Raw genomic sequence first — 23498 nt, 5'->3', positions numbered from 1 at the left:
TGTCCGCCATGACCAACGAAAGCGCGACCGCCGACGGCGGGCTCGCCGCGCTGTGCGCCCAGCTCAAGGGCAAGGACGCCGTGCGGTGGCAGCAGAGCGCCGACGCGCTCGTGCGCAGCGGCCGGTACGCGCTCGCCGCGCGCCTGCTCGAACGCGCGCTGCAGCGCCATCCGGGGCGCGTGGAGCTGGAGATGCGGCAGGGCGAGTCCTGGCAGCTGGCGGGCGACGGCGAGCGCGCGCTGCGCGTGCTGGAAGGCCTGGCCCAACGGCATCCCGCGGACGCGGCCGTGGCGTTCTCGCTGGCCCACGTGCTGCGCGAGCAAGGGCGCTACGACGCCGCGGCGCGCCAGGTCGCGCGCTGCGCACGGCAGGCGCCGCACGACGCGATCGGGGTCGCGCGTTGCGTGCAGTTCGCGATGCAATGCCAGCGCGACGAGCTGGCGCACGCGCTGTGCGAAGAGGCGGTGACGGCGGGCTCCGCCGATGCGCGCCTGCTGGCGCTGGCCGGACGGACGGCGCTGGTGCTCGGGGACTTCGAACGTGCGCGCGTGCGCCTGCTCGAAGCCATCGCGCGCGGCGTCAACCACAACGAGTCGCATGTCGCGCTGCTGCTGTCGATGGCGCAGCGCTACGGCGACGCGGGGCATCCCGACTTCGCGCTGTTCGAGCGGCTGCTGCGCGATCCGGCGCTGCTGCCCGTCGCGCGCGGCGCGACGCTGCTGGCGCTCGGCAAGGCCCGCGACGAAGTCGGCGACCGGCCGGGCGCGGTGCGCGCGCTGCGCGAAGGCAACGCGCTGCTGCGCGGCGCGCGGCCGTGGTCGCAGGACGACTGGACGCGGGCTGTCGAACGTCAATTGGCCGCTGCCGCATGCGTCGCGGACGTGGCGGTCGACGCGTCGTTCACTCCGGTCTTCATCGTCGGCATGCCGCGCAGCGGCACCACGCTGATCGCCGAGCGCCTGGGGCGCGACGAGCGCGTGCGCAACCGCGACGAATCGGCGTGGCTGCCGCAGGTGCACGCGATGCTGGAGGCCGACCCGTCGCCGGACCGCGTGGCGCAGGCGGCGCATCTCTATCGCACCCACCTGCGGCAGGACGACGCGCCCGCGCAGTGGCATGTCGACAAGAACCCGCTGAACTTCCGCCACCTCGGGACGGCCGCCGCGCTGTTCCCGAACCTGCGCGTGATCTGGTGCCGGCGCAACCCGCGCGACACGGCACTGTCGATCTGGAGCCACTTCTTCGGCAACCCCGACAACGGCTACGCGCGTGACTTCGACGACATCGCCACGGTGTCGCGCGACTGCGAGCGCCTGATGCGGCACTGGATGCAGGCCGGCGTGCCCGTGCTGCCGGTCGACTACGAGGATGTCGTCGCGCAACCCGAGGCCATGCTGGCGCGCGTGCGCGGCTTCATCGGACTGGGCGACGCCGAGCCGGCGGCCGCGGACGGCGGTCGGCGCCAGGCCATCGTCACCGCCAGCACGTGGCAGGCGCGCCAGCCGGTGTATGCGACCGCGGTCGAGCGCTGGCGCAACTACGCGACCCACCTTCCCGAGCTGCTGGACGCGTTTCCCGAGGTGGCGTGAGGCTCAGCGCTTCTCGACCAGGATCGCGCGGAAGTCGTTGACGTTGGTCAGCGTCGGTCCGGTGACGACCGAGTCGCCGAGCCCGCTGAAGAACGTGTGCGCGTCGTTGGCGTCCAGGCTCGCACGCGGGTTCACGCCCCGCGCCCAGGCGCGCGCGAGCGTGTCGGGCGCGACGTGCGCGCCCGCGATCTCCTCGGCGCCGTCGACGCCGTCGGTGTCGCCCGCGATCGCGTGCACGCCGGCCAGGCCGTCGAGCGCCACGGCCAGCGACAGCAGGAACTCGACGTTGCGCCCGCCGCGGCCGTCCCCGCGCAGGGTGACCGTCGTCTCGCCGCCGGACAGCAGCACGCACGGCGCCTCGAACGGCTGGCCGCGCAGCGCGACCTGGCGCGCGATCCCGGCCATCGCCTTGCCGAGGTCGCGCGCCTCGCCCTCGAGGCTGTCGCCGAGGATGTGCGCCGCGATGCCCGCGTCGCGCGCGACCTGCGCGGCCGCCTCGAGCGCGATCTGCGGCGCGGTGATCATGCGGACCTCGCCGCGCGCGAGCCGCGGGTCGCCGGGCTTGACCGACTCGCAGCCGCCCGATTCGAGCAGCCTGCGCACGGCGTCGGGCACGTCCATCCGGTAGCGATCGACGATGGCCAGTGCGTCGGCGCAGGTGGTCGGGTCGGCGACGGTCGGGCCCGACGCGATGTCGCGCGGATCGTCGCCGGGCACGTCCGAGATCAGCAGCGTCACGACGCGCGCCGGATGGCACAGCGCGCCGAGCCGGCCGCCCTTCAGCGCGGACAGGTGGCGCCGCACGCAGTTCATCTCGCCGATCGAGGCGCCGCTGGCGAGCAGCGCCGCGTTGACGGCGCGCTTGTCGGCCAGCGTCAGGCCCGGCGCGGGCGCGGCCAGCAGCGACGAGCCGCCGCCCGAGATCAGCGCGATGACGAGGTCGTCCTCGGTCAGCCCGGTGACCATCGCGGCGATGCGGCGCGAGGCCTCGACGCCGGCCTCGTCGGGCACCGGGTGCGCGGCCTGCACGATCTCGATGCGCGCGCACGGCACCTCGTAGCCGTAGCGCGTGACGACCAGCCCCTCCAGCGGCCCCGGCCAGTGGTCCTCCAGCGCGCGCGCCATCGCGGCCGAGGCCTTGCCGGCGCCGATGACGATGGTGCGTCCCTTCGGCGGGGCGGGCAGGTGCGGCGGCAGGCACAGCGCGGGCTGCGCGGAGGCGATGGCGGCGTCGAACATCTGGCGCAGCAGCCTGCGCGGGTCGGGTGAAGCGGTCATGGCGTCATTCTGCGCGCAGCGCGGCGAGTCGTTGACGCAGGCGCGGGGCGGCGAAGTCGAGGAACGCGCGCAGCTTGGACGTCACGCGCTGCTGGCCGTCGTAGACGAGGTTGACCGGCACCGGCGCCGGCTCGAACTTGCGCAGCAGCAGGCGCAGCTGCTTGCCGCGCAGCGCGGCGTCGGCCTGGTAGGACAGCACGCGCGTCACGCCGAGCCCGGCGATGGTCGCGTCGATCGCCGCCTCGGCCGTGTTGACGACCAGCCGCGGACGCGCCGGCACGAAGCTCGTGTCGCCGGCAAGGCGCCACGGCGTCGGGTAGGTCGCGTCGAAGGTGATGCAGCGGTGCCGCGCCAGGTCGGTCGGCGTGCGCGGCGTGCCGTGCGCCTTGAGGTAGTCCGGGCTGGCGCAGATGACCGAGCGCAGCGTGCCGAGCCCGACCGCGTTGAGGCGGCTGTCGGGCAGCATGCCGATGCGCACGGCGACGTCGACGTGCTCGTCCAGCAGGTGGGCGATGCGGTCGCCGAGCGCGAGGCGCACGTCGACCTCGGCGTTGGCGCGCAGGAACTCGTTGACGACCGGCAGCACGTGCAGCCGGCCGAACACGATGGGCGCGGTGATCGCCAGCTCGCCGCGCGGCGCGTCGTACTCGCCGGCCACCGCGGCCTCGGCGCCGGCGACCTCGTCGAGGATGCGGCGGCAGGCCTGCTCGTAGTCGCGGCCCGGGTCGGTGAGCTCCAGCCGGCGCGTCGTGCGGTTCAGCAGCCGCGCGCCGAGATGCGCCTCGAGCTCGGCCAGCTTGCGGCTGACCGTGGCCAGCGGCATCGCCAGCCGGCGCCCGGCGGCCGACAGGCTGCCCTCGTCGACCACGGCGAGGAAGACGGTCATGGCGTCGAGCCGGTCCATGAATATTCCCGAAATATGGAAGAGTGATTCCAGATCTTAGCGTCTGGTGGAATCGATTGGAAGGATCCATAGTTCTCCCACCGTCAAGGAGAACTCATGTCCCGCATTCCCACCCCGCCCTCGATCGCCACCGCCCCGGCCGCCTCGCAACCGCTGCTCGAGGCGGTCAACAAGCAGCTCGGCTCGGTGCCCAACCTGTTCCGCCTCGCCGCGACCAGCCCGGCGGCGCTGGAGGGCTATCTCGGCATGATGGGCGCGCTCGCCAAGGGCGCGCTGCCCGCCGCCACGCGCGAGCGCATCGCGCTGGCGGTGGCCGAGGTCAACGGCTGCAGCTACTGCCTGGCCGCGCACGCCTATCTCGGCAAGAACCTCGCGAAGCTGGACGACGCCGAGATCGCGGCCAACCGCGCCGGCACGTCCAACGACGCCAAGGCCGACGCCGCCGTCCGCTTCGCGGTGCTGGTCGCCCGTGCCCGCGGCCACGTCGGCGAGGCCGCGCTGCAGGCCGTGCGCGCGGCGGGCTACAGCGATGCGCAGGTCGTCGAGATCGTGCAGCACGTCGCGCTCAACACGTGGACGAACTATCTCAACGAGGTCGCCGCGACCGACATCGACTTCCCCGTCGTCGCGCCCCTCGAAACCGCCTGAAGGAGCCTGTCATGCCCGCCTCTGCCTATCCCAGCGACATCGTCTTCACGCCCAGCGTCAAGGCGCTGCAGCAGGCGCGCGGCTCGCGTCACGCGTACGCGCGCATGGAGCAGGGGCGTGGCTTCCGGACGGGCATCGACGACGGCATGCGCGGCTTCATCGAGGCGCAGACGACGCTGTTCATGGCGACGGCCAACCTGGACGGCCAACCCTACATCCAGCACCGCGGCGGCCCGCCCGGCTTCCTGCACGTGCTGGACGAACACACGATCGCCTTCGCCGACTTCACCGGCAACCGGCAGTTCGTCTCGACCGGCAACCTGGCCGACAACCCGAAGGCGCAGCTGTTCCTGATGGACTACGCGCATCGGCAGCGGCTGAAGATCTGGGGCGAGGCGCGCGTCGAGACCGACCCGGCGCTGGTCGAGCGCCTGATGCCGGCCGGCTACAAGGCGCGGGCCGAGCAGGCGATCGTCTTCACGGTGAAGGCCTGGGACGCGAACTGCCCGCAGCACATCCCGCAGCTGGTGCCGGTCGACGAGGTGGTGCCGGCGATCGTCGAGCGCGACGCGCGCATCGCGGCGTTGGAGAAGGAGCTGGCGGCGCTCAGGAACTCCGCCTGAACGTCCGCGATCCGGGTATCGTCGGCGGATGAGCTATCGCGCCACGGTCGGTCAACGGGTCTACGGCTTCGCCGATCTGCGCGAGCTGATGGGCAAGGCGAGCCCGCTGCGCTCCGGCGACCGGCTCGCCGGCGTCGCCGCGGAGACGGCGCAGGAGCGCGTCGCGGCGCAGGCGGCGTTGGCCGACCTGCCGCTGGCGACGTTCCTGTCCGAGGCCGTGGTGCCCTACGAGGCCGACGAGCTCACGCGGCTGATCGTCGACACGCACGACCCCGCCGCGTTCGCGCCGGTGGCCCACCTCACGGTCGGCGGGCTGCGCGACTGGCTGCTGTCCGACGCGGCGACGCCCGCGACGCTCGCCGCGCTCGCGCCCGGCCTGACGCCCGAGATGGCCGCAGCCGTCAGCAAGATCATGCGCAACCAGGACCTGATCCTCGCCGCGAGCCGCTGCCGCGTCGTCACGCGCTTCCGCAACACGCTGGGCTTGCCCGGCTCGCTGGCCGTGCGGCTGCAGCCCAACCATCCCACCGACAGCGCCGCCGGCATCCTCGCGAGCATCGTCGACGGGCTGATGTACGGCGCCGGCGACGCGGTCATCGGCGTCAACCCGGCGGCCGACAGCGTGCCGCAGCTGATCCGCCTGCTGCGCCAGCTCGACGACCTGATCGCCGGCCAGCAGATCCCGACGCAGGCCTGCGTGCTGACCCACGTCACCAACACGATGCGCGCGATGGCGCAGGGCGCGCCGGTCGACCTCGTGTTCCAGTCGATCGCCGGCACCGAGGCGGCCAACCGCGGCTTCGGCGTGTCGCTGGCGCTGCTGGACGAGGCGCACGCCATGGCGCTCGCGTCGAACCGCGGGCCGCTGGGCGACAACGTCATGTACTTCGAGACGGGGCAGGGCAGCGCGCTGTCGGCCGACGCGCATCACGGCGTCGACCAGCAGACGCTGGAGGCGCGTGCCTACGCCGTCGCGCGGCGCTACCGGCCGCTGCTGGTCAACACGGTGGTCGGCTTCATCGGGCCGGAGTACCTCTACGACGGCAAGCAGATCATCCGCGCCGGCCTCGAGGATCACTTCTGCGGCAAGCTGCTGGGCCTGCCCATGGGCTGCGACATCTGCTACACCAACCACGCCGAGGCCGACTCCGACGACATGGACACGCTGCTGGTGCTGCTCGCGGCCGCCGGCCTCAACTTCATGATGGGCGTGCCGGGCGCCGACGACGTGATGCTGAACTACCAGAGCACGTCCTTCCACGACGCGTTGTTCGCGCGCAAGCTGCTGGGCCGCCGGCGCGCGCCCGAGTTCGAGGCCTGGCTGCACGCCCGCGGCATCACCGACGAACACGGGGCGCTGCGCCCGGTCGCGGCGATGCCGGCGCTGGCACAGGCGATGTCGCGGAGGTTGCCGGCATGACGCGCACGCTGCCCGACCATCCCATGCACTGGGACAACGGCGAGGAGCCGGAGCCCGCGCCGACGCCGCCGGGCGATCCATGGACGGCGCTGCGCCGTCATACCCCGGCCCGTATCTCGCTCGGACGTTCGGGCACCAGCCTGCCGACCGCCGAGGTGCTGCGCTTCGCCGCCGCGCACGCGCTCGCGCGCGACGCGGTGCAACTGCCGCTGGACGTGCCCACGTTGATCGCCGACCTGCGCGCACAGGGCCTGGACGCGGCGGTCGTCGCGAGCCGCGCGGGCTCGCGCGTCGAGTACCTCACGCGCCCCGATCTCGGCCGGCAGCTCGCGCCCGCGAGCCGCGACGCGCTCGCGGGCGACGCCGGCGGCGGGCTGTGCATCGTCGTCGGCGACGGGCTGTCCGCGGTGGCCGCGCAGACGCATGCCGCCGCGCTGGTGGCCGCGTTGCGCGGTGTCGGAATCGAGGCGAGCCGGCTGGTCGTGGCGACGCAGGCGCGCGTGGCCCTCGGCGACGAGATCGGCGAGCGGCTGGGCGCGTCGCTGGTGCTGGTGCTGCTGGGCGAGCGTCCGGGCCTGAGCTCGCCGGACAGCCTCGGCGCCTACCTGACCTGGGCGCCGAAGGTCGGGTGCATCGACAGCCAGCGCAACTGCGTCAGCAACATCCGGCCGCAGGGCCTGCCGCTGGCCGAGGCCGCCGCGCGCATCGCCTGGCTGGTACGCGAATCGCAGCGGCGCCGCCTCACCGGCATCGAGTTGAAGGACGACAGCGAGATGCCGGCCGTCGGCGGCTACCCGACGCCCGAGCCGCCGCTCATTTGAGCGTCTTCAGGTAGGCCACGAGGTCGGCGCGTTCCTTGGCGTCCTCGTCGCCGCCGAATGCCATCGACGTGCCGGGCACGGCCTTCTGCGGGTTGGCGAGGAAGGCGTCCAGCGTCTTGTCGTCCCACTGGATGGCGGATTTCCGGAGGGCCGCACTGAACTCGAAGCCGTCCTTGCTGCCAGCGCGGCGGCCGAACACGCCCTTGAGTCCCGGGCCCGCGCCGTCGCCGGTGCCCGGGCTGTGGCACTCGGCGCACTGCTGGAAGGCCATGCCGCCGGCCGCGGCGTCCTGCGCGTGGGCGCTGGCGAGGGCGATGGCGAGCGACGTCGAGACGAACAGGATGCGCATGGCGAGGCCTTGTCGGGAGAAGGCGCCATGGTGCCCGCGAAAGCCGCCGGCGCGCGACAAGTCCCTGCCCGGCCGTCGGATTGAACCCGGGCCGCGACAATGGGGACGCCATGCAGATCCACACCCTGATCGCCTTCACCGCCGTCGCCGCCGTGGCCATCCTCAGCCCGGGGCCCGCGACGCTGCTCGCGCTGCGCAACAGCATGGCCTGGGGTCCGCGCACGGCGATCTGGTCGACGCTGGGCAACGTGTGCGGGTTGTTCGGCCTGTCCGCGGCCGCGATGCTGGGGCTGGGCGTGCTGCTGCAGTCGTCGGCGGTGCTGTTCGGCGTCGTCAAGCTGCTGGGTGCGGGCTATCTGTTCTACGTCGGCTTTCGCCAGCTGACCGGCCGCGGCGTGACGCTGGTGCCGCCCGAGGGCGCCGCGGTCGCCGCACCGCCGCGGCGCTCGCGGCTGTTCGGCGAGGCGCTGCTGACGGCCAGCACCAACCCCAAGCCCATCCTGTTCTTCACCGCGCTGTTCCCGCAGTTCCTCGATGCCCACGCGCCGCTGCTGCCGCAGTTCCTCGTGCTGACGGGGCTGTTCTGCGCGCTATCGTTCGCGTCGCTGGTGACCTACGCGCTGCTCGCGGCGCGCGCGCGGGCGCTGCTGGCGCGTCCGCGCTTCTCGCTGTGGCTCAACCGCAGCGTCGGCGCGATCTTCGTCGGCTTCGGCGCCGCCTTGCTGACGCTGCGGCGGCAGGCGGCCTGAACCATGGCGACGACGCGCCTTCCGACCTACTTCATCTCGCACGGCGGCGGCCCCTGGCCGTGGATGAAGGAAGAGATGGGCGGCGTCTACGACCGGCTCGAAGCCGCGCTCGCCGGCATGCCCGCCGACATCGGCCGCACGCCGCGCGCGGTGCTGATGCTGTCGGCGCACTGGGAGGCGCCGCGGTTCACCGTGCAGACGCATCCGTCGCCACCGATGCTCTACGACTACACCAACTTCCCCGAGTTCACCTATCGCATCCAGTACCCGGCGCCGGGCGCGCCCGGCGTCGCGGCGCGCGTGCGCGAGGCGCTGGCCGCGGCCGGCATCGCGTCGGACGAGGACGCCACGCGCGGCTTCGACCACGGCATGTTCGCGCCGATGGCGGTCATCTATCCGAACGCCGACGTGCCGGTGCTGCAGCTGTCGCTCAAGGACGGCCTCGCGCCCGGCGAGCACCTCGCGCTCGGACGTGCGCTGGCGCCGCTGCGCGACGAGGACATCCTGATCGTCGGCAGCGGCCTGAGCTATCACAACCTGCGCGCGTTCGGCCCCGCGGCGCGCGCGCCGTCGGCGGCGTTCGACGCGTGGCTGGAGAGCACGCTGGCGATCCCCGACCCCGGCACGCGCTCGGCCACGCTCGCCGCGTGGGAGCGCGCGCCCGCCGCGCGTCTCGCGCACCCGCGCGAGGAGCACCTGCTGCCGCTGATGGTCGCGCTCGGCGCCGCCGAGGGCGAGGCGGCCACGCGCGCCTATCACGAGCGCGATTTCTTCGGCGGCATCACGGTGTCGAGCTATCGCTTTGGCTGACGCCGCGGCGCGGCCGGCCGGCGCGTTGCCGCTGGCGGCGTTGATGGCCTCGCTGGTGTCGCAGAACCTCGGCGCCGCCGTCGCCAAGAGCCTGTTCCCGGTGGTCGGCGTCGAAGGCATGACGGCGCTGCGCGTCGGGCTGTCGGCGCTGCTGCTGCTCGCGTTCTGGCGGCCCTGGCGCATGCCAGTGGCGCGGCGCGACGTCGCCAACGTCGTCGTCTACGGCGCGATGCTGGGCGGCATGAACCTGTGCATCTACCACGCCTTCGGCCGCATCCCCATCGGCATCGCCACCGCGATCGAGACCACCGGCCCGCTGGTGGTGGTCCTGGCCGCCTCGCGGCGCGCGCTCGACGTCGCCTGGGTCGTGCTCGCGCTCGCCGGGCTCGCGCTGCTGCTGCCGCTCACGGCGAGCCAGCCGCTCGATCCGGTCGGGCTGCTGTTCGCGTTCGGCGCGGCCGCGTCGTGGGCGCTCTACATCGTGTTCGGCAAACGCGTGTCCGGCCTCGCGAGCGGACAGGCGGTGTCGCTGGGCATGCTGGTGGCGGCGCTGTTCGCGGTGCCCATCGGCATCGCGCACGCGGGCGCTGCGATGCGAGTGCCGACGACGCTGCTGGCCGGCCTCGGCGTGGCCTTGTTGTCGAGCGCGGTGCCGTACTCGCTGGAGATGGCCGCGCTGCGCCGCATGCCGCGCCACGTGTTCGGCATCCTCGTCAGCGCGACGCCCGCCGTCGGTGCCGCGTGCGGTGCGGTCGTGCTGGGCGAACGCCTGACTGCGTGGCAATGGCTCGCGATCGCCTGCATCATCGGCGCGTCGGCCGGCGGCGCGGCGACCGCGCGTCGCGCAACGGTCGACGTGGCCGGTGTCTAGGACAAGACTCGACGACCGTCCAGGTTGCCCCACCCGTTCCAGCGCTGTCACGATTGACCCGGGGCGGCCCGACACATAGACTCGTTCGACAGGGTGCATTCACGTCAACGAAAGCCAGGCCATGGCTTCGCGTGTGTTTCAGGGCTCGCAGATGAGTCGACCAAATCGTCTCGTCGTCGCTCGACCGGCAACGGGACACCCCGCTCCCGGACGTCGCGTGCCCGGCGCCTCGCCATGCCGCGGCGTCGCGTCCGGGCCCGAGGCCTGACCATGGCGACCCGCCTCGTCACGATCGACCAACTCGTCGCGGCGCTCGCCGGCGAACACCCGCCGGCGCTGCTGGACGTGCGCGACCTGATCGAGTCCGAGCGCGGCCACATTCCCGGCGCGACGATCCTGCCGCGCCGCCGCATCGAGTTCCGCATCGAGGCGCTGGTGCGCGATCGCGCGACGCCGCTGATCGTCGTCGACAGCGGCGAGGACATCGACGACGGCGCGCGCGACCCGCGGGCGGCGCTGGCCGGCGAGACGCTGTCGGCGCTCGGCTATCGCGACGTCGCCGCGCTCGACGGCGGCGTGGCCGCGTGGCGCCACGCCGGGCTGCCCATCGTCTCGGGCACGCAGGTGTCGAGCAAGGCCTTCGGGCGCCGCATCGGCGATCTCGAGCGCGTGCCCAGCATCGACGTCGAGACCTTGCGACGCTGGCTGGACGAAGGCCGGCGCGTCGCGCTGTGCGACGTGCGCGGTGCCGACGAGCACACCGAGGGCTGCATCCCCGGCGCGGTCTCGCTGCCCGGCTTCGAGATCGTCTCGCACGCGCTCGACATGGCCGGCGAGTCCGATGTCATCGTGCTGTGCTCCAGCGCGCGCACGCGCAGCCTGATCGTCGCGCGCACGCTGATCGATCTCGGCCTGAGCGACGTCATGGTCCTCGAAGGCGGCGTGCTCGCCTGGCGCCTGGCCGGCCACGAGCTCGAGCAGGGCTCGCGGCGGCGGCGCGTGAAGCCGTCCACGCCGGCGAGCCAGTTCGCCGAGCTGGGGTCGGCCCGCCTGGCCAAGCACTTCGGCGTCGAGCGCATCGAGGCGGCCGACTTGGCGGGGCTGCTGTACGCGACGAGCGGCAACTTCAGCGCCTTCGACCTGCGCAATCTCGGCAGCCACGTGGTGGCGCACGTGCCGCGCAGCGTGTCGGTGTCCAGCGACGCGTTGATCGTGCGCCACGACGAGCTGGTCGCGCTGCGCGACGCGCCGGTCGTGCTGATCGACGACGACTGCGTGCGCGCGCTGCTCACCGGCGTCTGGCTGCGCCGGCTCGGATTGCCGCGCGTGCAGGAGCTGGCGGGCGGCATCGCGGCCTGGGCGGCCAGCGGACGTCCGGCCAGCGTGGTGGCCGAGCTGCCGCTGGGCTGGAGCGAGGCGAGCGCGGTGACGCCGGGGCTGGGTGTCGACGACGTGTCGCGCTGGCTGGCCGCGTACGCGCCGGCGCACGTGCTGCATGTCGACACCAGCGCCTCGTACCGGCGCGGGCACCTGCCCGGCGCGCGGTGGCTGCCGCGCGGCTGGCTGGAGCCGCGCATCGGGCGCGTCGTGCCGTCGCTCGACGAAGCCCTGCTGGTCACCTGCTCCGACGGCGCGCAGTCGGCGTTCGCGGCGGCCACGCTGCGCCGACGCGGCTACGTGCACGTGGCCTGGCTGCAGGGCGGCACGCGCCTGTGGGCGGCCGCCGGGCGTGCGCTGGAGACGGCGCCGCTGCCCCCGCACGACGACGAACTGCTGCCGCCAGCGCGCCGCGACCCGCAGGCGATGCGCGACTACCTCGACTGGGAACGCCTGCGCTAGCGACGACCTACGCGTAGCGACGCCGCGCCGCGGCCTCGCGCCCTTCGCCGATCCGCACGATCGCGGCCTCGCCGAACGGCAGCACGCGGAAGTCGCCGCCGGGCGGATGGTCGACCAGGTGCGAGACGGCGCGCGCGAGCGCGTGCGTCGGCGCGTCGTAGGCGTCGTCGGCGAGATTGAACGTGGCGAAGTGGATCGCCAGCGTGGTCTGCGATTCGAGCGTCAGGCTGGCCTGCAGCGCCTCGTCGGGATCCATGTGCACGCGGTCCATGAACCAGCGCGGCGCGTAGGCGCCGATGGGCAGCAGCGACAGCGTCATCGCGCCGAACCGCTCGCGGATCGCCTGGAAATGCGTGCCCGCGGCCGTGTCACCGGCAAAGTAGACCTTGCCGGCGGGCGTCTCCAGCACGAATCCGCCCCACAGCGTCTTGTCGCGGTCGAACAGCCCGCGGCCCGAGAAGTGCTCGGCGGGCACGTAGGTGGCCGTCACGCCGTCGCGGATCGCGTGGCCCTGCCACCAGTCGAGCTCGACGACGTTCTTCGACGGCACGGCCTTGCCGACGCGCAGGCCGGTCAGGATCTTCGGGTTGTCGCGCGCGACGAGCCGGCGCAGCGTCGGCCGGTCGAGGTGGTCGTAGTGGTCGTGGCTCAGCAGCACGACGTCGATGGCGGGGATGGCCTCGAACGGCACCGCCGGCGGGCGCACGCGCTTCGGGCCGGTCCACGGCGTGGGCCCGATGCGCGCGGACATCACCGGATCGGTGAGGATGTTCAGGCCGTCGACCTGCACCAGCACCGTGGCGTGGCCGATCACGGTGGCGCGGATCGAGCCGTCGTCGACGCGGTCCACCGGCAGCGCGACGGGGACGTCCTCGACATGCGTCGGCCACGGCCCGCGCGAGCGGGTCAGCATCCAGCGCAGCGCGTTCGCGAGTCCGTGCTTCTCGCGCCCGCTGGCGTTGTGGAACGCGCCGTGGTGGAACGAGGCCGCCGCGAAGGCGTTGGGTGGCAGGGGCGTGGTCACGTCGGCGGATGGGGTGGACAAGGCGCCCCCACTGTACGGCCGCCCGGTGCCCGGCGTGCGAATCGGGCGCCGAAAGTCATTGTCGAGTGCGCAATCGTGCCGCGATCCGTCGCTTCGGAGCCTTGGCTACGCGTTCGGGAGCGAGGTCGCGGGCGACATCGAGGACGCGCCGATCGACATCCTGCGACGCCGCGAGATCGCCGCCACCATCGCCGCCGACGCGCTCAGCGTGAGCGCGACGAACAGCATCGTCCACTCCATGCGGCTGTCGGGATGCGCCAGCACGCGCGGCACGTGCACGAGGACGACGAAGCCAGCCATCATCGACGCCTCCAGCGCCGCGGCCAGCGTGCGGCAGAGGCCCGACGCGATCGCCAGGCCGGCCAGCGCGTGCGCGGCGCCGGTCAGGTACGCGAGCGCGACGCGCTGCGGCAGCCAGGCGGGAATCATCGAGGCCGTGAAGTCGGCATAGGCGAAGTGCGAGACGCCGAACAGGATCGCGGCGAGCCCGAACACGAACATGCCGCCGCGTTGGATCGCGCCGGCTGACGCGCTGCCGGCCTGCGTGGCCGCGAACATCAGCGCGGCGCTCGCCATGGCCGCGCTCTCGGCGATGCCCAGCCAGTCCGCGATCGACGCCGGCCGCTGCACGACGGCGGGAACGTGCAGCGCCGTCCAGCCGGCGAGGATCGCGGCCGCGAGCCAGGCGCCCGCCGTCCGCAGGCGCACCGACACGAGCAGCACGGCGGCGACGATCTCCAGCAACCCGGCCGCGATGGCCAGCGCGCCGCGCGCGGGCACGTCGGGCGGCACGGGCTGCCACTGGAACGCGAAGTCGCCGCTGCCCACGCCCAGTGCGCCCAGCGCGCCCAGGCCCAGCGCGATGCCGGCCATCGCGGCGAGCTGCCGTCGAGCCGGGGTGTCGTCCCGCAATGCGTCCATGGGGTCTCCTCGTCGATGCGCGATCGTCGCTCATGTCGGCCGGATGCGGCACGGGGATTGCGCGGATGCCGGCCGTCCGGCGCCGCTGCGGTCCGTCGGGCGTCCGCGGCGCCGCGTCGCACGGCGATTGCCGCCTTGGGCGCGAGGGCCGACAGTTCGAGCCGTCACCCACCAAGGAGCAAGACATGTTCGAAGCACGCATCGCCATGGCCGCCGTCCTGGCCGCCTGCACGCTGGCCGCCTCGGTGCCGGCGCAGGCCAAGGGCTGCCTGAAGGGAGCCGCCGTCGGCGGCGTCGGCGGCCACTTCGCCGGCCACCACGCCGTCGCGGGGGCGGTCGTCGGCTGCGCCGTCGGCCATCACCTGGCCGCCAAGAAGGATCGCGAGGCCGCGCAGGCCGCCGCGGCGAACCAGGCGCCGGCCAGCGCCGCCACGGGGCGCTGAGGCGCACTGTAGGGATCGGCCTACGACCGTCCGCGGCGCCTGCCGATGGGGGGCGGCGGCGGCGGGGCCTATCGTCGGAACGTCAGCAACCTTCGGAGGTGCCCATGTCGTTCCTGCTCTACATCGTCGGACTCGTGCTGGTCGTCGGCGGCATCGCGTGGGCGCTGGTCGCCGCGCACGTCGCGTCGACCTACGTGGCCATCGTCTGCCTGATCGTCGCCGGCGTCGGCGTGATGATGGCGGTGTCGCGCACCCGCCTGAAGGATCCGCCGAACTGATCCGGCGTCCTTCTGCGCGAGCCGTGTCGAAACGCGGGGTTCCCGTTCGTCGTATGGACGTGGCGTGCCGGAAATGGCGGCCGCCCCATCATCCGCAACGATCCAACAGGAGAACCCTTCATGGCCAAGCAGATCTTCGTCAACCTGCCCGTGCGCGACCTTCCGAAGTCCAAGGCCTTCTACGAGGCGATCGGCTTCACCAACAACCCGCAGTTCACCGACGACACCGCGGCCTGCATGGTGCTGTCCGACACGATCTACGTGATGCTGCTGACCCACGCGAAGTGGGGCAGCTTCACGAAAAAGCCGATCACCAATGCGCACGAGGCGTCCGAGGTCTCGCTGGCGCTCATCTGCGACAGCCGCGCCGACGTCGACGCGATGGTCAAGGCCGGCGCCGCCCACGGCGGCAAGGCCGACGCCAATCCGCCGCAGGATCTCGGCTTCATGTACCAGCGCAGCATCGAGGACCTGGACGGCCACAACTGGGAGCCGTTCTTCATGGACATGTCCCGGATGCCCCAGGGCTGATGCGCGCCGGCGCCGCGGTCGTCAGACGTTGTCGGCGATCACCGGCACCAGGCTGCCGGCGGCCAGCGTCATCTGCGTGCGCTTGAGCAGCGGCGCCGCCGGCGCCGTGCCGTCCGCGTTCAGCGGCTTGACCTTGTTGTAGGTCACCACCAGTTGCGTGGCCGTCACGGTGGCGGTGGCATAGCCCTGCGCGTCGTGGTCGTGGTACTTGAGGTCGGGGTTGTTCGCGCCGACCAGGCCCTCGAAGGTGGGTTGGTTGGCCACGAGCGACGCCAGCGGCGTGCCCTGGGCGCCAGCCTGCAGGTACTTGAAGAAGCTGGAGCTGGAGATGCCGGCGGTCACGAAGTCGACGAGCACCGGCGTGCCGGTGGCCGGATCCGGCACGTCGCGCACGACGCCGCACTGGAACGCGTGCAGGTCGCCGGTGATCGCCACGACGTTCTGCACGTTGTTGGCCTTCAGGTAGCCCAGCAGCTCCGCCTTGTGCGACGGGTAGCCGTCCCACGAGTCGCAGTTGACGACGTAGTTCGCGTTGTACGGCGGCGGCGCCAGCTGCGTCAGGTCGACCCACAGGCGATTGAGCATCACCTCGTTGCCCCAGACCTTCCAGGTGGCCGACGACGACGTCATCGTCGTCTTCCACCAGGCCTCCTGCGTCGTGCCGAGGATGGACGGCGCGCGGCCCAGTGCCTGCGTCTTGAGCGCCTCGAACTGCGCCAGCACCGGCTGCTGCACGAAGTAGCGCGAGCCGACCGAGTCGCTGCCGTTGATCGGATCGTGGCCCTGGGCCTGCGCGATCGCGGCCTCGGGCACGACGTGGTCGTCGCGGTACAGGCGCTCGTCGGTCATCACCAGGTGCAGCAGGTTGCCGAACTGGAAGTCGCGGTAGATGCGGATGTTGTCGTAGGCGGCGTTGGCGGTGTCGAACGAGACGTCGCCGAAGTCCAGCGGCATGTACTCGACCCAGGCCTGCGAGGCGTTGCGGCGGCGCGAGGTCTGCTGCACGTTGGCATTGGTGTAGGTCTGGTGGTCCTGCCAGCAGTCGTCGCTGAACTCGTGGTCGTCCCAGATCGCGATCAGCGGCCACTGCTGGTGCAGCGTGCGCAGGCGCGCGTCGCCGCGGTAGGTGCGATACAGGTAGCGGTAGTCGTTCAGGGTGTTCGCGTACTTGCCGCCGGAAGGCAGCGGCAGGCCGTCGGGCAGCGCCAGCGCGGTGTGCGCGGGTTCGGCGGCGCCGACCTGGAACGAGGCGCCGACAGTCTCGTAGACGTAGTCGCCCACGTGCACGATGAAGTCGAGGTCGGGCTCGGCAGCCAGCAGCGACATCGCGCCCCAGTGGTTGATCGACCAGTCCTGGCACGTGAACCACGCGAACTTCGCCTGCGCGACGGCGGCCGTGGCGGCCGGCATCGTCCTGGTCTTGCCGATCGGGCTGATGTCGCGGCCGGCGACGAAGCGGTAGTAGAGCGGCGTGTTCGCGGGCAGGCCGGTGATCTTCGCGCGCAGCGTGTTGTCCCAGTCGGCGCTGGTGGTCAGCGAGGCGTGGCCGAGCACGGTGCCGAAGTCGGACGAGGTCGCGACCTCCAGGTAGACGTCGATGGTCTCGGCGGCGCCGTCGGCGCGCACGCAGCGCGTCCAGAACACGACGCTGGTGTCGCGCGGGTCGCCGCTGGCCACGCCCTGGTCGAAGCGGTAGGTGCCGGCGTCCGGGCCCGTGTCGCCGCCGCACGCGGCCAGCGCGCCGGTGGCCGCGACGACGGTGAAGAAGGCGCCACGCTTGAGTAGTTGTCTGCGGTCCATGTGCTTGTCTCCTGAGTCCTGAGCTGTTTCCGAGTGGCCGCGAGGATATCGACCCTGGACTGCAGTTCAACCGGGTCAACACGGGGTCGGAGTGTGACCGTTGCATGTCCGCATCGCCATCCCGAGTGGCCGCGGGGATTTCCTCTTGCCAGCGATTGCGTGGCGGTCCAGCTCGACGACACTGGGCCATGCAACGCACGCGCATCCCCGTGAACGGTCCCGCCATCAACGTCACGCTCGCCACCGCGCGCCTGCGGCTGGAGCCGCTGGACGAGCGCCACGCCGCGCCCTTGTTCGACGGCCTGCGCGACCCGGCGATCTACGAATGGATCTCGCTGCAACCTTCGCCGGACGTCGCGCACCTGCGCGCGCGCTGGGCGCGCGTCGCGCAATGCCCGCTCGTCGGCGTGGATGTGCTGGACTTCGGCTGGGCCGTGCAACGCGTGGCCGATGGCGCGTGGATCGGCAAGATGGACGCCGAGGTGACCGCGCGCGGCGTGGCCACCAACGTCGGCTACGCGTTCGTGCCGGCGCACTGGGGCCAGGGCTATGCGACCGAGGCGGTGACGGCGCTCAGCGAGCACCTGCGGCGTCATGGCGTGACCGAGCAGCACGCCACGGTCACCGTCGGCAACGAGGCCTCGTGCCGGGTGCTGGAGCGCGCGGGCTTCGTGCGCGAGCGGGTGCTCGCCGGCAACGACACGCTGCGCGGCGTGCTCGTCGACGACTTCGAGTACGTGCGCCGTTAGAGCTTGCGGCCTGGCGTCCTAGGGCGAAACGTCTAACCGCTGCGGCGTTCCTCGATCTCGCGCTGCGCCGCCACGTCCTCGGGCCGGCGCACGCCCGCCACGTACTCGAAGCGGCGCGTGCTGCCGTCGCGGCGGTAGATCGAGAAGCGGGCGATGCCCAGGTTCTCGAGATTGGGCAGGCCGGTGGTCCAGAACTGCGCGCGGCCGGCCACGACGATGCGCACCATGGCGTTGTCGCGCGTCGCCTGGAACTGCTCGACGACGGCGTCGGCCGGGGCGTCGACCGCGTCGCGGAACTGGCGCGCGGTGACGGGCCTGGCCGTGTCGGCAAGGCGGTTCTCGCACTCGCGCGCCATGGCGGCCTGCACCGCGGCCCAGCGCATCGCGGCGGTCTGCTGGCCCGGGTTGACGTCGTCGCGGCGCTGGCGCGCGGTGGCCGCGCTGTGGCGCATGCCTTCGAAATCGTCGGTGTCGGCGTCCGAGCTGCGGTGCGTGGCCGCCCCGCCCGCGCGCGCGGGGGCCGGCGCGCCCGCGAGCAGCGCGCGCTGGCGCGCCTTGCGTGCGGCCTTGGCGGCCTGGCGCGCGGCCTGCAGTTGCGCGGTGACCTGGCCGTGCAGCTCGTCGAGCCGACGCAGGATGCGGGCGGATTCGGAGAACACGATGGCGCGTCCGTAGCCGTTGACCTCGGCGCGCCACGCCGCCACCAGGGCGTGCGCGCGGCCGGCGTGCGGCGGCAGCTGCGAGAGCAGGTCCTGCACTTCCATGTAGCGCGTGCCGATGCCGTTCTGCAGCTCGCGGACGGACGAGGCGCGGTCGACGATGCTGAACTGCGAGCCCCACGTCTCCCAGTCGATCTCCTGCCAGCTGCGATCAAGAAAATTGGGCTTGGCCATGCCTTGCTGTCCGGTTCCTCGGCGTCGTCGATGGTGGCGACGGCACGGCCGGCAGCGGCGCGGCGGGAGTCACCTCGGCAACGTCGTCGCTGCCGAGCAGGATGCTACAGGCGCCGTGGTGACAGTTGAAGACGCGTTGGCGCGAAGCTAGGGATACGCCGGGCCTCGCGCGACAGAACGGGCCTCAATCGCCTCGAATGCGCGGCCCGCAAGGACAACGGGCGCCGCTCGAAGAGGGGCGCCCGAAGGTCGGATGCGGTGGCGCGCGAGGCGCCGGCCGTTTCAGGCCTGCTCGTCCTTGCGCTTGCGCATGGCGACGGCGGCCAGGAACAGCGCGCCGAGCGTCATCATGGCGGCGTCGGACGCTTCGGGAACGGCCGAGACCGGCGGCGGCGACGAGATCGGCGTCGTGCCGCCGCCCGTCGGGTCGCCGTTGTCGCCGCCGCCGTCGCCCGGGTTCTGGTCGCTTGTGCCGGACTGCGTCGGCGGCGGGGGCGGCGTCACGGGCGGGGGCGGCGTCGGGATCGACGTCGTCGGCGGGGGCGGGGTGGTCGACGGGGGCGGGCTGGGCGTCTTGACGACGATGCCGCCATCGCCTGAGCCACCGTTGCTTCCGCCGGGCGCCGGGGCCGGCGAGCTGACGCCACCACCGCCGCTGCCGCCGCCGGCGTCGCCGCCCGTGGGTCCGGCGACGGACTCGGGTGCCGCGGGCGCGCCGATCGACGGGGGCGCGCCGGCGCCGCCGGTGTTGCCGCCGCCGGGCGTGTCATTCTGGGCGACCACGAAGCTGCCAGGCGGGATGCCGCCGGCGGCCGGATCGCCGTACTTGAACAGGTCGTCATCGCCCTTGTGGCCGCCGGAGCCGCCGCCCACGCTGCTCGTGTGGCGGTGCACGGCCGCCGCCGCGACCTGCAGGTTCGGGCCGGGGTTCGGACGCGTCTCGCTCACGGTCAACGCGCCGCCCGCGCCCGACGGCGAGCCGGCGCCGCTGGTGACGACGACCGGATCGCCCTTGGACTTGAAGAAGGCCAGGAAGCCACCACCGAAGCGTTTCCAGTCCACGGCCACGTAACCGGTGGCGCCGCAGAAGAAGGCGATGAGTGCCAGAACGACGGCACGTTTGCGCTTGGTGTTGAACATGGGACGTCCGAATGATGAGCAAGTTACTGCATGTTACTGGCCCGACCATGTGTTTCCGTCCATCGCATGCGGGGCGATTGCAGGCCGGAAGCGGAAACGTGAACTAGTTCCGCACACTCGCCTCAAGCGAAGCGGCGTTTTGTCGACACGCACGGGTCTTCCCGGAGGTCGTGGCTACCCCTGCGCAGACGGTAAGTCGGCGGAAAGCCGTCCGCGGAGACGATGGACGCATTCGACGAACACTTCCGGAGCGCGCCATGGATTCCACCGCATCGACCCCCGCCGCCCTGCGCGACGCCGGCCCGCGCACCGACCCTGGCCGGGTCGGCCAGGCCGTGCTGAGGCTGCTGACGCTCGAGACGCGGGTGGACGCGGTGCACGCGCTGTCGCCGCGCTTCCGGCTCGTCTCGCTGCGCAGCGACGCCCTGCGCCGCGTCGCCCACCGGCCCGGCGACAAGGTGCAGGTGCGCGTGCAGGGCATGGCGTTCCGCACCTTCACGCCGTTCCGCCTGGGCGAGGGCGACGACTCGCTCGAGCTGCTTTGCTACGCGCACGGCAACGCGCCGGCGGCCCGCTGGCTGGACGCCGTGGCCCCCGGCGACCGTTGCCACGTGCTGGGCCCGCGGCGCTCGATGGACCTGGCGGCGATCGACCGTTCCACGGTGTTCGTCGGCGACGAGACCTCGCTGGGCCTGGCGCTCGCGCTGTGCGGCACGCCGCTGGGCGGGCTCGACACGCATTTCATCTTCGAGGTCGGCGACGCCGTCGAGGTGCGCGCCGTCCTCGACGCGATGGGCCGTGGCATGCTGCAACATGCGTGGCTGGTCGAACGACGGGCCGACGCCACGCACCTGGCGGAGGTCGAGGCGGCGCTGGCGCGCTACGCCGCCGCCGACTCGTTCCGCCAATACGTGCTCAGCGGCCAGTCGCTGACCATCCAGCGCCTGCAGCGCTCGCTGAAGGCCGCCGGCGCGAAGCCGTCGCAACTGCTCGCGAAGGCGTACTGGGCGCCAGGAAAAATCGCTCTCGACTAACCATGAACCGCATCGCCCTCGTCGAAGACCACGAACGCCTGTCCACGCTGGTGCGCAAGGCGCTGGCCGCGGCCGGCATCGAGGTCGACGTGTTCGACCGCATCGCCAGCGCCGGCCACGCGATCGCCGAGACGCCGTACGGCGCGATCGTCGTCGACCGCGGGTTGCCCGATGGCGATGGCCTGTCGCTGGTGCGCAGGCTGCGCGCCGACGGCAACGACACGCCTTGCCTGATGCTGACCGCGCGCGACGCCGTGCACGACCGCGTCGAGGGCCTCGAGGCCGGCGCCGACGACTACCTCGCCAAGCCGTTCTCGATGGAGGAGCTCGCGGCCCGCGTGCGCGCGCTGCTGCGCCGGCCGGCCGCGATGCAGAGCCTCAATCCGGCGTTCGGCGACATCCAGCTCGCGCCCGACCAGGGCAGGATGAGCTGCGGCGCCGAGACGGTGACGCTGCCGTCCGCGGAGCTGCAGATCATGCTGTGCCTGGTCAAGGCCGAGGGCATGGTCGTGCGGCGCGCGTCGCTGGAGGCGGCGGCCTGGGGGCTGACCGAGGCCGTCACGCCCAACGCGCTCGACGTCGCGCTGCACCGGCTGCGCAAGAAGCTGCAGGCGATCGACTCGACGCTGCAACTGGTCAACGTGCGCGGCCACGGCTATGCGCTGCGTCCCGATGCGTCCTGACCACCGCTCCGCGCGCCGGCCCTGGCGCGACAGCGACTGGTGCCGCTGGGACGCCGGCGCCAGCGAGCCTCGGCGCGGCAGCGACAAGGGCGCGTCGCGCCGCGAGCTGCGCTGGCGCCGGCGCGCGGCGTGGGAGCTGATGCACTACCGCCGCCATCACCAGGGGCGCAGCCTCGGCGGCAACCTGCTCGCGATGTTCATCGTGGCGTCGCTGCTGAGCATCCTGCTGGCCGCGCTCGTGCTCGAGACCGCGTTCAACTGGCATCGCTCGATGGCCCTGTCGCACGCCCTGAGCGAGCAGGTCGACTGGATCGAATCGCACCTCGCCTTCGACGCCGCGGGCACGCCGGTGGCGCTGCGCGAGCCGCCCGACACGGCCTGGGTCTACACCGCCGCGACGCGCGACTGGAAGTACCGCGTGGTCGACGGCCGCGGCGTCGCGGTGCTGTCGTCGGACACTGGCGCACCGCCGTTCGCGCCGACGCCGGCGGACGCGGCGCGCGAGCGCTTCGACGTCGTCGTCGACGGCCTGCCGCTGCACGTGGTCTCGAAGGCGCTGACGCACGCGGGCCATCGCTACGTCGTGCAGGCCGCGATCAGCGATCGCGCGGCCGCGCTGTTCAGCGGCGCCATCGTCGGCCCGATCCTGCAGAACGCGTTGCTGATCGCCGCGGTGTCGCTGCTGCTGTTCGCCTTCGGCATCCACGGCTCGCTGCGCCACTTCCTGCTGCCGCTGCGGCGCGCGTCGGAGGCCGCATCGCGCATCGCGCCGCGCAACCTCGAGACGCGGCTGTCCGAGGCCGCGATGCCGCGCGAGCTGCGGCCGTTGATCCGCGCGTTCAACGAGGCGCTGGATCGGCTGCAGCAGGGGTATCGCGTGCAGCAGGAGTTCCTCGCGTCCGCGGCGCACGAGCTGAAGACGCCGCTGGCGCTGATCCGCGGCCAGGTCGAACTGAGCGAGTCGGCCGACCGCGAGCTGCTGCTGGGCGACATCGACCGCATGGCGCGCCAGGTCGCGCAGCTGCTGCACCTGGCCGAAGTCAGCGAGGCGCGCAACTTCCAGATGGCCGAGACCGACCTGGGCGGCGTGGCCGGCGAGGCCGTCGCCTTCCTGCAGCGGCTCGCGCAGCGCGGCAACGTGCACCTCGACCTGCGCCTGGCCGACGCGCTGCCGGCGCGCCGCGCCGATCGCGGGGCCGTGTTCGTGCTGCTGAAGAACCTGATCGAGAACGCGCTCCAGCACTCGCCCAGCGGCGCCGTCGTGACGGTGGACGTGCGCGCGAACGGCCTGTCGGTGCGCGACGAGGGCGACGGCATCCCGCCCGAGCACCTGCCCGAGCTGTTCAAGCGCTTCTGGCGCGGCGCCGCGCGGCGCGACACCGGCGCCGGCCTGGGCCTGGCCATCTGCCACGAGATCGCGCTGGCGCACGGCTGGTCGCTTGTCGCGCGCAACGGCACGACCGGCGCCGAGTTCCTCGTGTCGTTCGACGCTAGTTGAGCCGCAGCGACACCCGCATCACGAACGCCTCGCCGATCTCGCGCCGCGCGCCGAAGCCCAGGCGATGCGCCAGGCCCAGCATCGCGGCGTTGGTCGACAGCGTCGAGCCGTACAGCGTGCGCACGCCGCGTGCGCGGGCCGCGGCGATCAGCGTCTCGAGCAGGCGCCGGCCCAGGCCCAGCCGCTTGCTGGCGTCGCCCACGAGCAGCGCGAACTCGGTATCGGGACCGTCGTCGTCGTGCACCGCGCGGCCGACGGCCAGCATCGTCTCGTGGCCGCTCGCGTCGCGCGTGGTGACGATGAACGCGACCTCGCGCGCCGGGTCGATGTCGGTCCAGCGCCGGATCTCCTCGGGCGACGGATGGCGCGCCGAGTGCAGCCGGTTGTAGCTGGTCTCCGTCGACAGCGTGTCGAGGAAGGCCGACTCGAGCGCGAAGTCGCCGGGCGCGATCGGGCGCAGCGTGGCCTGGCGGCCGTCGGGCAGCGGCCAGCGCACTTGCAGGACGGCGTCGGACATGGCCGCATGATGATGCCGCGCGCGTCACGGCGGAATGCGGGCTCGCCCGCGGGTTTGCGGACGCG

General features: G+C 72.7%; 25 protein-coding genes. 16 read left to right on the top strand and 9 right to left on the bottom strand.

Features of this window, described 5'->3' with window-relative positions; translation table 11 throughout:
• The first annotated feature begins 8 nt into the window (after window positions 1–8).
• Window positions 9–1589: a tetratricopeptide repeat-containing sulfotransferase family protein gene (locus LPC04_RS05130; RefSeq protein WP_275681105.1), complete on the top strand. Its 1581-nt coding sequence runs from the start codon at window positions 9–11 to the stop codon at window positions 1587–1589.
• Window positions 1590–1592: 3 nt separating this feature from the next.
• On the opposite strand, the gene LPC04_RS05125 is transcribed toward LPC04_RS05130, so the two are convergent.
• Window positions 1593–2867: a glycerate kinase type-2 family protein gene (locus LPC04_RS05125; protein WP_275681104.1), complete on the bottom strand. Its 1275-nt coding sequence runs from the start codon at window positions 2865–2867 to the stop codon at window positions 1593–1595.
• Between the two features lie 4 nt (window positions 2868–2871).
• Complete coding sequence (locus LPC04_RS05120; protein WP_275681103.1) at window positions 2872–3753, bottom strand: LysR family transcriptional regulator; 882 nt, start codon at window positions 3751–3753, stop codon at window positions 2872–2874.
• A 114-nt stretch (window positions 3754–3867) separates the two neighbouring features.
• On the opposite strand from LPC04_RS05120, the gene LPC04_RS05115 reads away from it, so the two are divergent.
• The 4 genes from LPC04_RS05115 to eutC are packed head-to-tail and all read left to right on the top strand — an operon-like array spanning window position 3868 to window position 7283.
• Window positions 3868–4419: a carboxymuconolactone decarboxylase family protein gene (locus tag LPC04_RS05115; RefSeq protein WP_275681102.1), complete on the top strand. Its 552-nt coding sequence runs from the start codon at window positions 3868–3870 to the stop codon at window positions 4417–4419.
• Between the two features lie 11 nt (window positions 4420–4430).
• Window positions 4431–5042 (top strand): pyridoxamine 5'-phosphate oxidase family protein, encoded by a 612-nt coding sequence (locus LPC04_RS05110; protein ID WP_275681101.1) that lies wholly within the window; start codon window positions 4431–4433, stop codon window positions 5040–5042.
• Window positions 5043–5070: 28 nt separating this feature from the next.
• On the top strand, window positions 5071–6462 hold the full coding sequence (locus tag LPC04_RS05105; protein WP_275681100.1) for an ethanolamine ammonia-lyase subunit EutB: 1392 nt from the start codon (window positions 5071–5073) through the stop codon (window positions 6460–6462).
• Window positions 6459–7283 (top strand): ethanolamine ammonia-lyase subunit EutC, encoded by an 825-nt coding sequence (gene eutC / locus LPC04_RS05100; protein ID WP_275681099.1) that lies wholly within the window; start codon window positions 6459–6461, stop codon window positions 7281–7283. The genes LPC04_RS05105 and eutC overlap by 4 nt, the downstream gene beginning before the upstream one ends.
• Here the strand turns inward: eutC and LPC04_RS05095 are convergent.
• Window positions 7276–7632 carry a c-type cytochrome gene (locus LPC04_RS05095; RefSeq protein ID WP_275681098.1) on the bottom strand — a complete coding sequence of 119 codons (357 nt, stop codon included), beginning with the start codon at window positions 7630–7632 and terminating at the stop codon, window positions 7276–7278. The genes eutC and LPC04_RS05095 overlap by 8 nt on opposite strands.
• A 110-nt stretch (window positions 7633–7742) precedes the next feature.
• Between LPC04_RS05095 and LPC04_RS05090 the strand changes: the two genes are divergently transcribed.
• The 4 genes from LPC04_RS05090 to LPC04_RS05075 all read left to right on the top strand — a co-directional run bounded on the left by LPC04_RS05090 (window position 7743) and on the right by LPC04_RS05075 (window position 11901).
• A complete protein-coding gene (locus LPC04_RS05090; RefSeq protein ID WP_275681097.1) occupies window positions 7743–8381 on the top strand; it encodes a LysE family translocator in 639 nt (212 codons plus the stop codon).
• A 3-nt stretch (window positions 8382–8384) separates the two neighbouring features.
• Window positions 8385–9191 (top strand): DODA-type extradiol aromatic ring-opening family dioxygenase, encoded by an 807-nt coding sequence (locus LPC04_RS05085; protein WP_275681096.1) that lies wholly within the window; start codon window positions 8385–8387, stop codon window positions 9189–9191.
• Window positions 9184–10062, top strand: coding sequence for an EamA family transporter (locus LPC04_RS05080; RefSeq protein WP_275681095.1), 879 nt, complete (start codon window positions 9184–9186; stop codon window positions 10060–10062). The genes LPC04_RS05085 and LPC04_RS05080 overlap by 8 nt, the downstream gene beginning before the upstream one ends.
• 270 nt (window positions 10063–10332) lie before the next feature.
• A complete protein-coding gene (locus LPC04_RS05075) occupies window positions 10333–11901 on the top strand; it encodes a rhodanese-like domain-containing protein (protein ID WP_275681094.1) in 1569 nt (522 codons plus the stop codon).
• 7 nt (window positions 11902–11908) lie between these two features.
• On the opposite strand, the gene LPC04_RS05070 is transcribed toward LPC04_RS05075, so the two are convergent.
• Both LPC04_RS05070 and LPC04_RS05065 read right to left on the bottom strand, forming a co-directional pair.
• The gene (locus tag LPC04_RS05070) at window positions 11909–12925 is read right to left on the bottom strand and encodes an MBL fold metallo-hydrolase (protein ID WP_275681093.1); all 1017 of its coding nucleotides are present in this window, start codon (window positions 12923–12925) and stop codon (window positions 11909–11911) included.
• 126 nt (window positions 12926–13051) lie between these two features.
• Window positions 13052–13867 carry a DoxX family membrane protein gene (locus LPC04_RS05065; protein WP_275681092.1) on the bottom strand — a complete coding sequence of 272 codons (816 nt, stop codon included), beginning with the start codon at window positions 13865–13867 and terminating at the stop codon, window positions 13052–13054.
• A gap of 185 nt (window positions 13868–14052) precedes the next feature.
• Between LPC04_RS05065 and LPC04_RS05060 the strand changes: the two genes are divergently transcribed.
• From LPC04_RS05060 to LPC04_RS05050, 3 genes are all read left to right on the top strand, one after another.
• The gene (locus LPC04_RS05060) at window positions 14053–14310 is read left to right on the top strand and encodes a hypothetical protein (protein WP_275681091.1); all 258 of its coding nucleotides are present in this window, start codon (window positions 14053–14055) and stop codon (window positions 14308–14310) included.
• Window positions 14311–14414: 104 nt separating this feature from the next.
• Complete coding sequence (locus LPC04_RS05055) at window positions 14415–14588, top strand: hypothetical protein (protein ID WP_275681090.1); 174 nt, start codon at window positions 14415–14417, stop codon at window positions 14586–14588.
• Window positions 14589–14708: 120 nt separating this feature from the next.
• Window positions 14709–15119: a VOC family protein gene (locus LPC04_RS05050; RefSeq protein ID WP_275681089.1), complete on the top strand. Its 411-nt coding sequence runs from the start codon at window positions 14709–14711 to the stop codon at window positions 15117–15119.
• A 21-nt stretch (window positions 15120–15140) separates the two neighbouring features.
• Here the strand turns inward: LPC04_RS05050 and LPC04_RS05045 are convergent, their stop codons facing one another.
• Window positions 15141–16919 (bottom strand): alkaline phosphatase D family protein, encoded by a 1779-nt coding sequence (locus LPC04_RS05045; protein WP_275681088.1) that lies wholly within the window; start codon window positions 16917–16919, stop codon window positions 15141–15143.
• A gap of 209 nt (window positions 16920–17128) precedes the next feature.
• Here LPC04_RS05045 and LPC04_RS05040 point away from each other — a divergent pair, with 209 nt between their 5' ends.
• Window positions 17129–17668, top strand: coding sequence for a GNAT family N-acetyltransferase (locus LPC04_RS05040; protein ID WP_275681087.1), 540 nt, complete (start codon window positions 17129–17131; stop codon window positions 17666–17668).
• 32 nt (window positions 17669–17700) lie between these two features.
• Here the strand turns inward: LPC04_RS05040 and LPC04_RS05035 are convergent, their stop codons facing one another.
• Both LPC04_RS05035 and LPC04_RS05030 read right to left on the bottom strand, forming a co-directional pair.
• Window positions 17701–18561: a hypothetical protein gene (locus LPC04_RS05035; protein WP_275681086.1), complete on the bottom strand. Its 861-nt coding sequence runs from the start codon at window positions 18559–18561 to the stop codon at window positions 17701–17703.
• A 282-nt stretch (window positions 18562–18843) separates the two neighbouring features.
• The gene (locus tag LPC04_RS05030; protein ID WP_275681085.1) at window positions 18844–19701 is read right to left on the bottom strand and encodes a hypothetical protein; all 858 of its coding nucleotides are present in this window, start codon (window positions 19699–19701) and stop codon (window positions 18844–18846) included.
• A gap of 257 nt (window positions 19702–19958) precedes the next feature.
• On the opposite strand from LPC04_RS05030, the gene LPC04_RS05025 reads away from it, so the two are divergent.
• From LPC04_RS05025 to LPC04_RS05015, 3 genes are read left to right on the top strand one after another with little or no spacing between them, the layout of a single operon-like run.
• Window positions 19959–20735 carry a siderophore-interacting protein gene (locus LPC04_RS05025; protein ID WP_275681084.1) on the top strand — a complete coding sequence of 259 codons (777 nt, stop codon included), beginning with the start codon at window positions 19959–19961 and terminating at the stop codon, window positions 20733–20735.
• Window positions 20736–20737: 2 nt separating this feature from the next.
• Window positions 20738–21418 carry a response regulator transcription factor gene (locus tag LPC04_RS05020; protein WP_275681083.1) on the top strand — a complete coding sequence of 227 codons (681 nt, stop codon included), beginning with the start codon at window positions 20738–20740 and terminating at the stop codon, window positions 21416–21418.
• On the top strand, window positions 21408–22916 hold the full coding sequence (locus LPC04_RS05015; RefSeq protein ID WP_275681082.1) for a sensor histidine kinase: 1509 nt from the start codon (window positions 21408–21410) through the stop codon (window positions 22914–22916). Before LPC04_RS05020 ends, LPC04_RS05015 begins: the two co-directional genes overlap by 11 nt.
• Here the strand turns inward: LPC04_RS05015 and LPC04_RS05010 are convergent.
• Window positions 22909–23433 carry a GNAT family N-acetyltransferase gene (locus LPC04_RS05010; RefSeq protein ID WP_275681081.1) on the bottom strand — a complete coding sequence of 175 codons (525 nt, stop codon included), beginning with the start codon at window positions 23431–23433 and terminating at the stop codon, window positions 22909–22911. The genes LPC04_RS05015 and LPC04_RS05010 overlap by 8 nt on opposite strands.
• Between the last annotated feature and the right edge of the window lie 65 nt (window positions 23434–23498).

This window comes from Scleromatobacter humisilvae, from assembly GCF_023231945.1.
Lineage (GTDB): Bacteria > Pseudomonadota > Gammaproteobacteria > Burkholderiales > Burkholderiaceae_C > Scleromatobacter > Scleromatobacter humisilvae.
The sequence above is the reverse complement of the archived record's forward strand: the minus strand, read 5'-3'. Positions and strand labels throughout refer to the sequence as shown.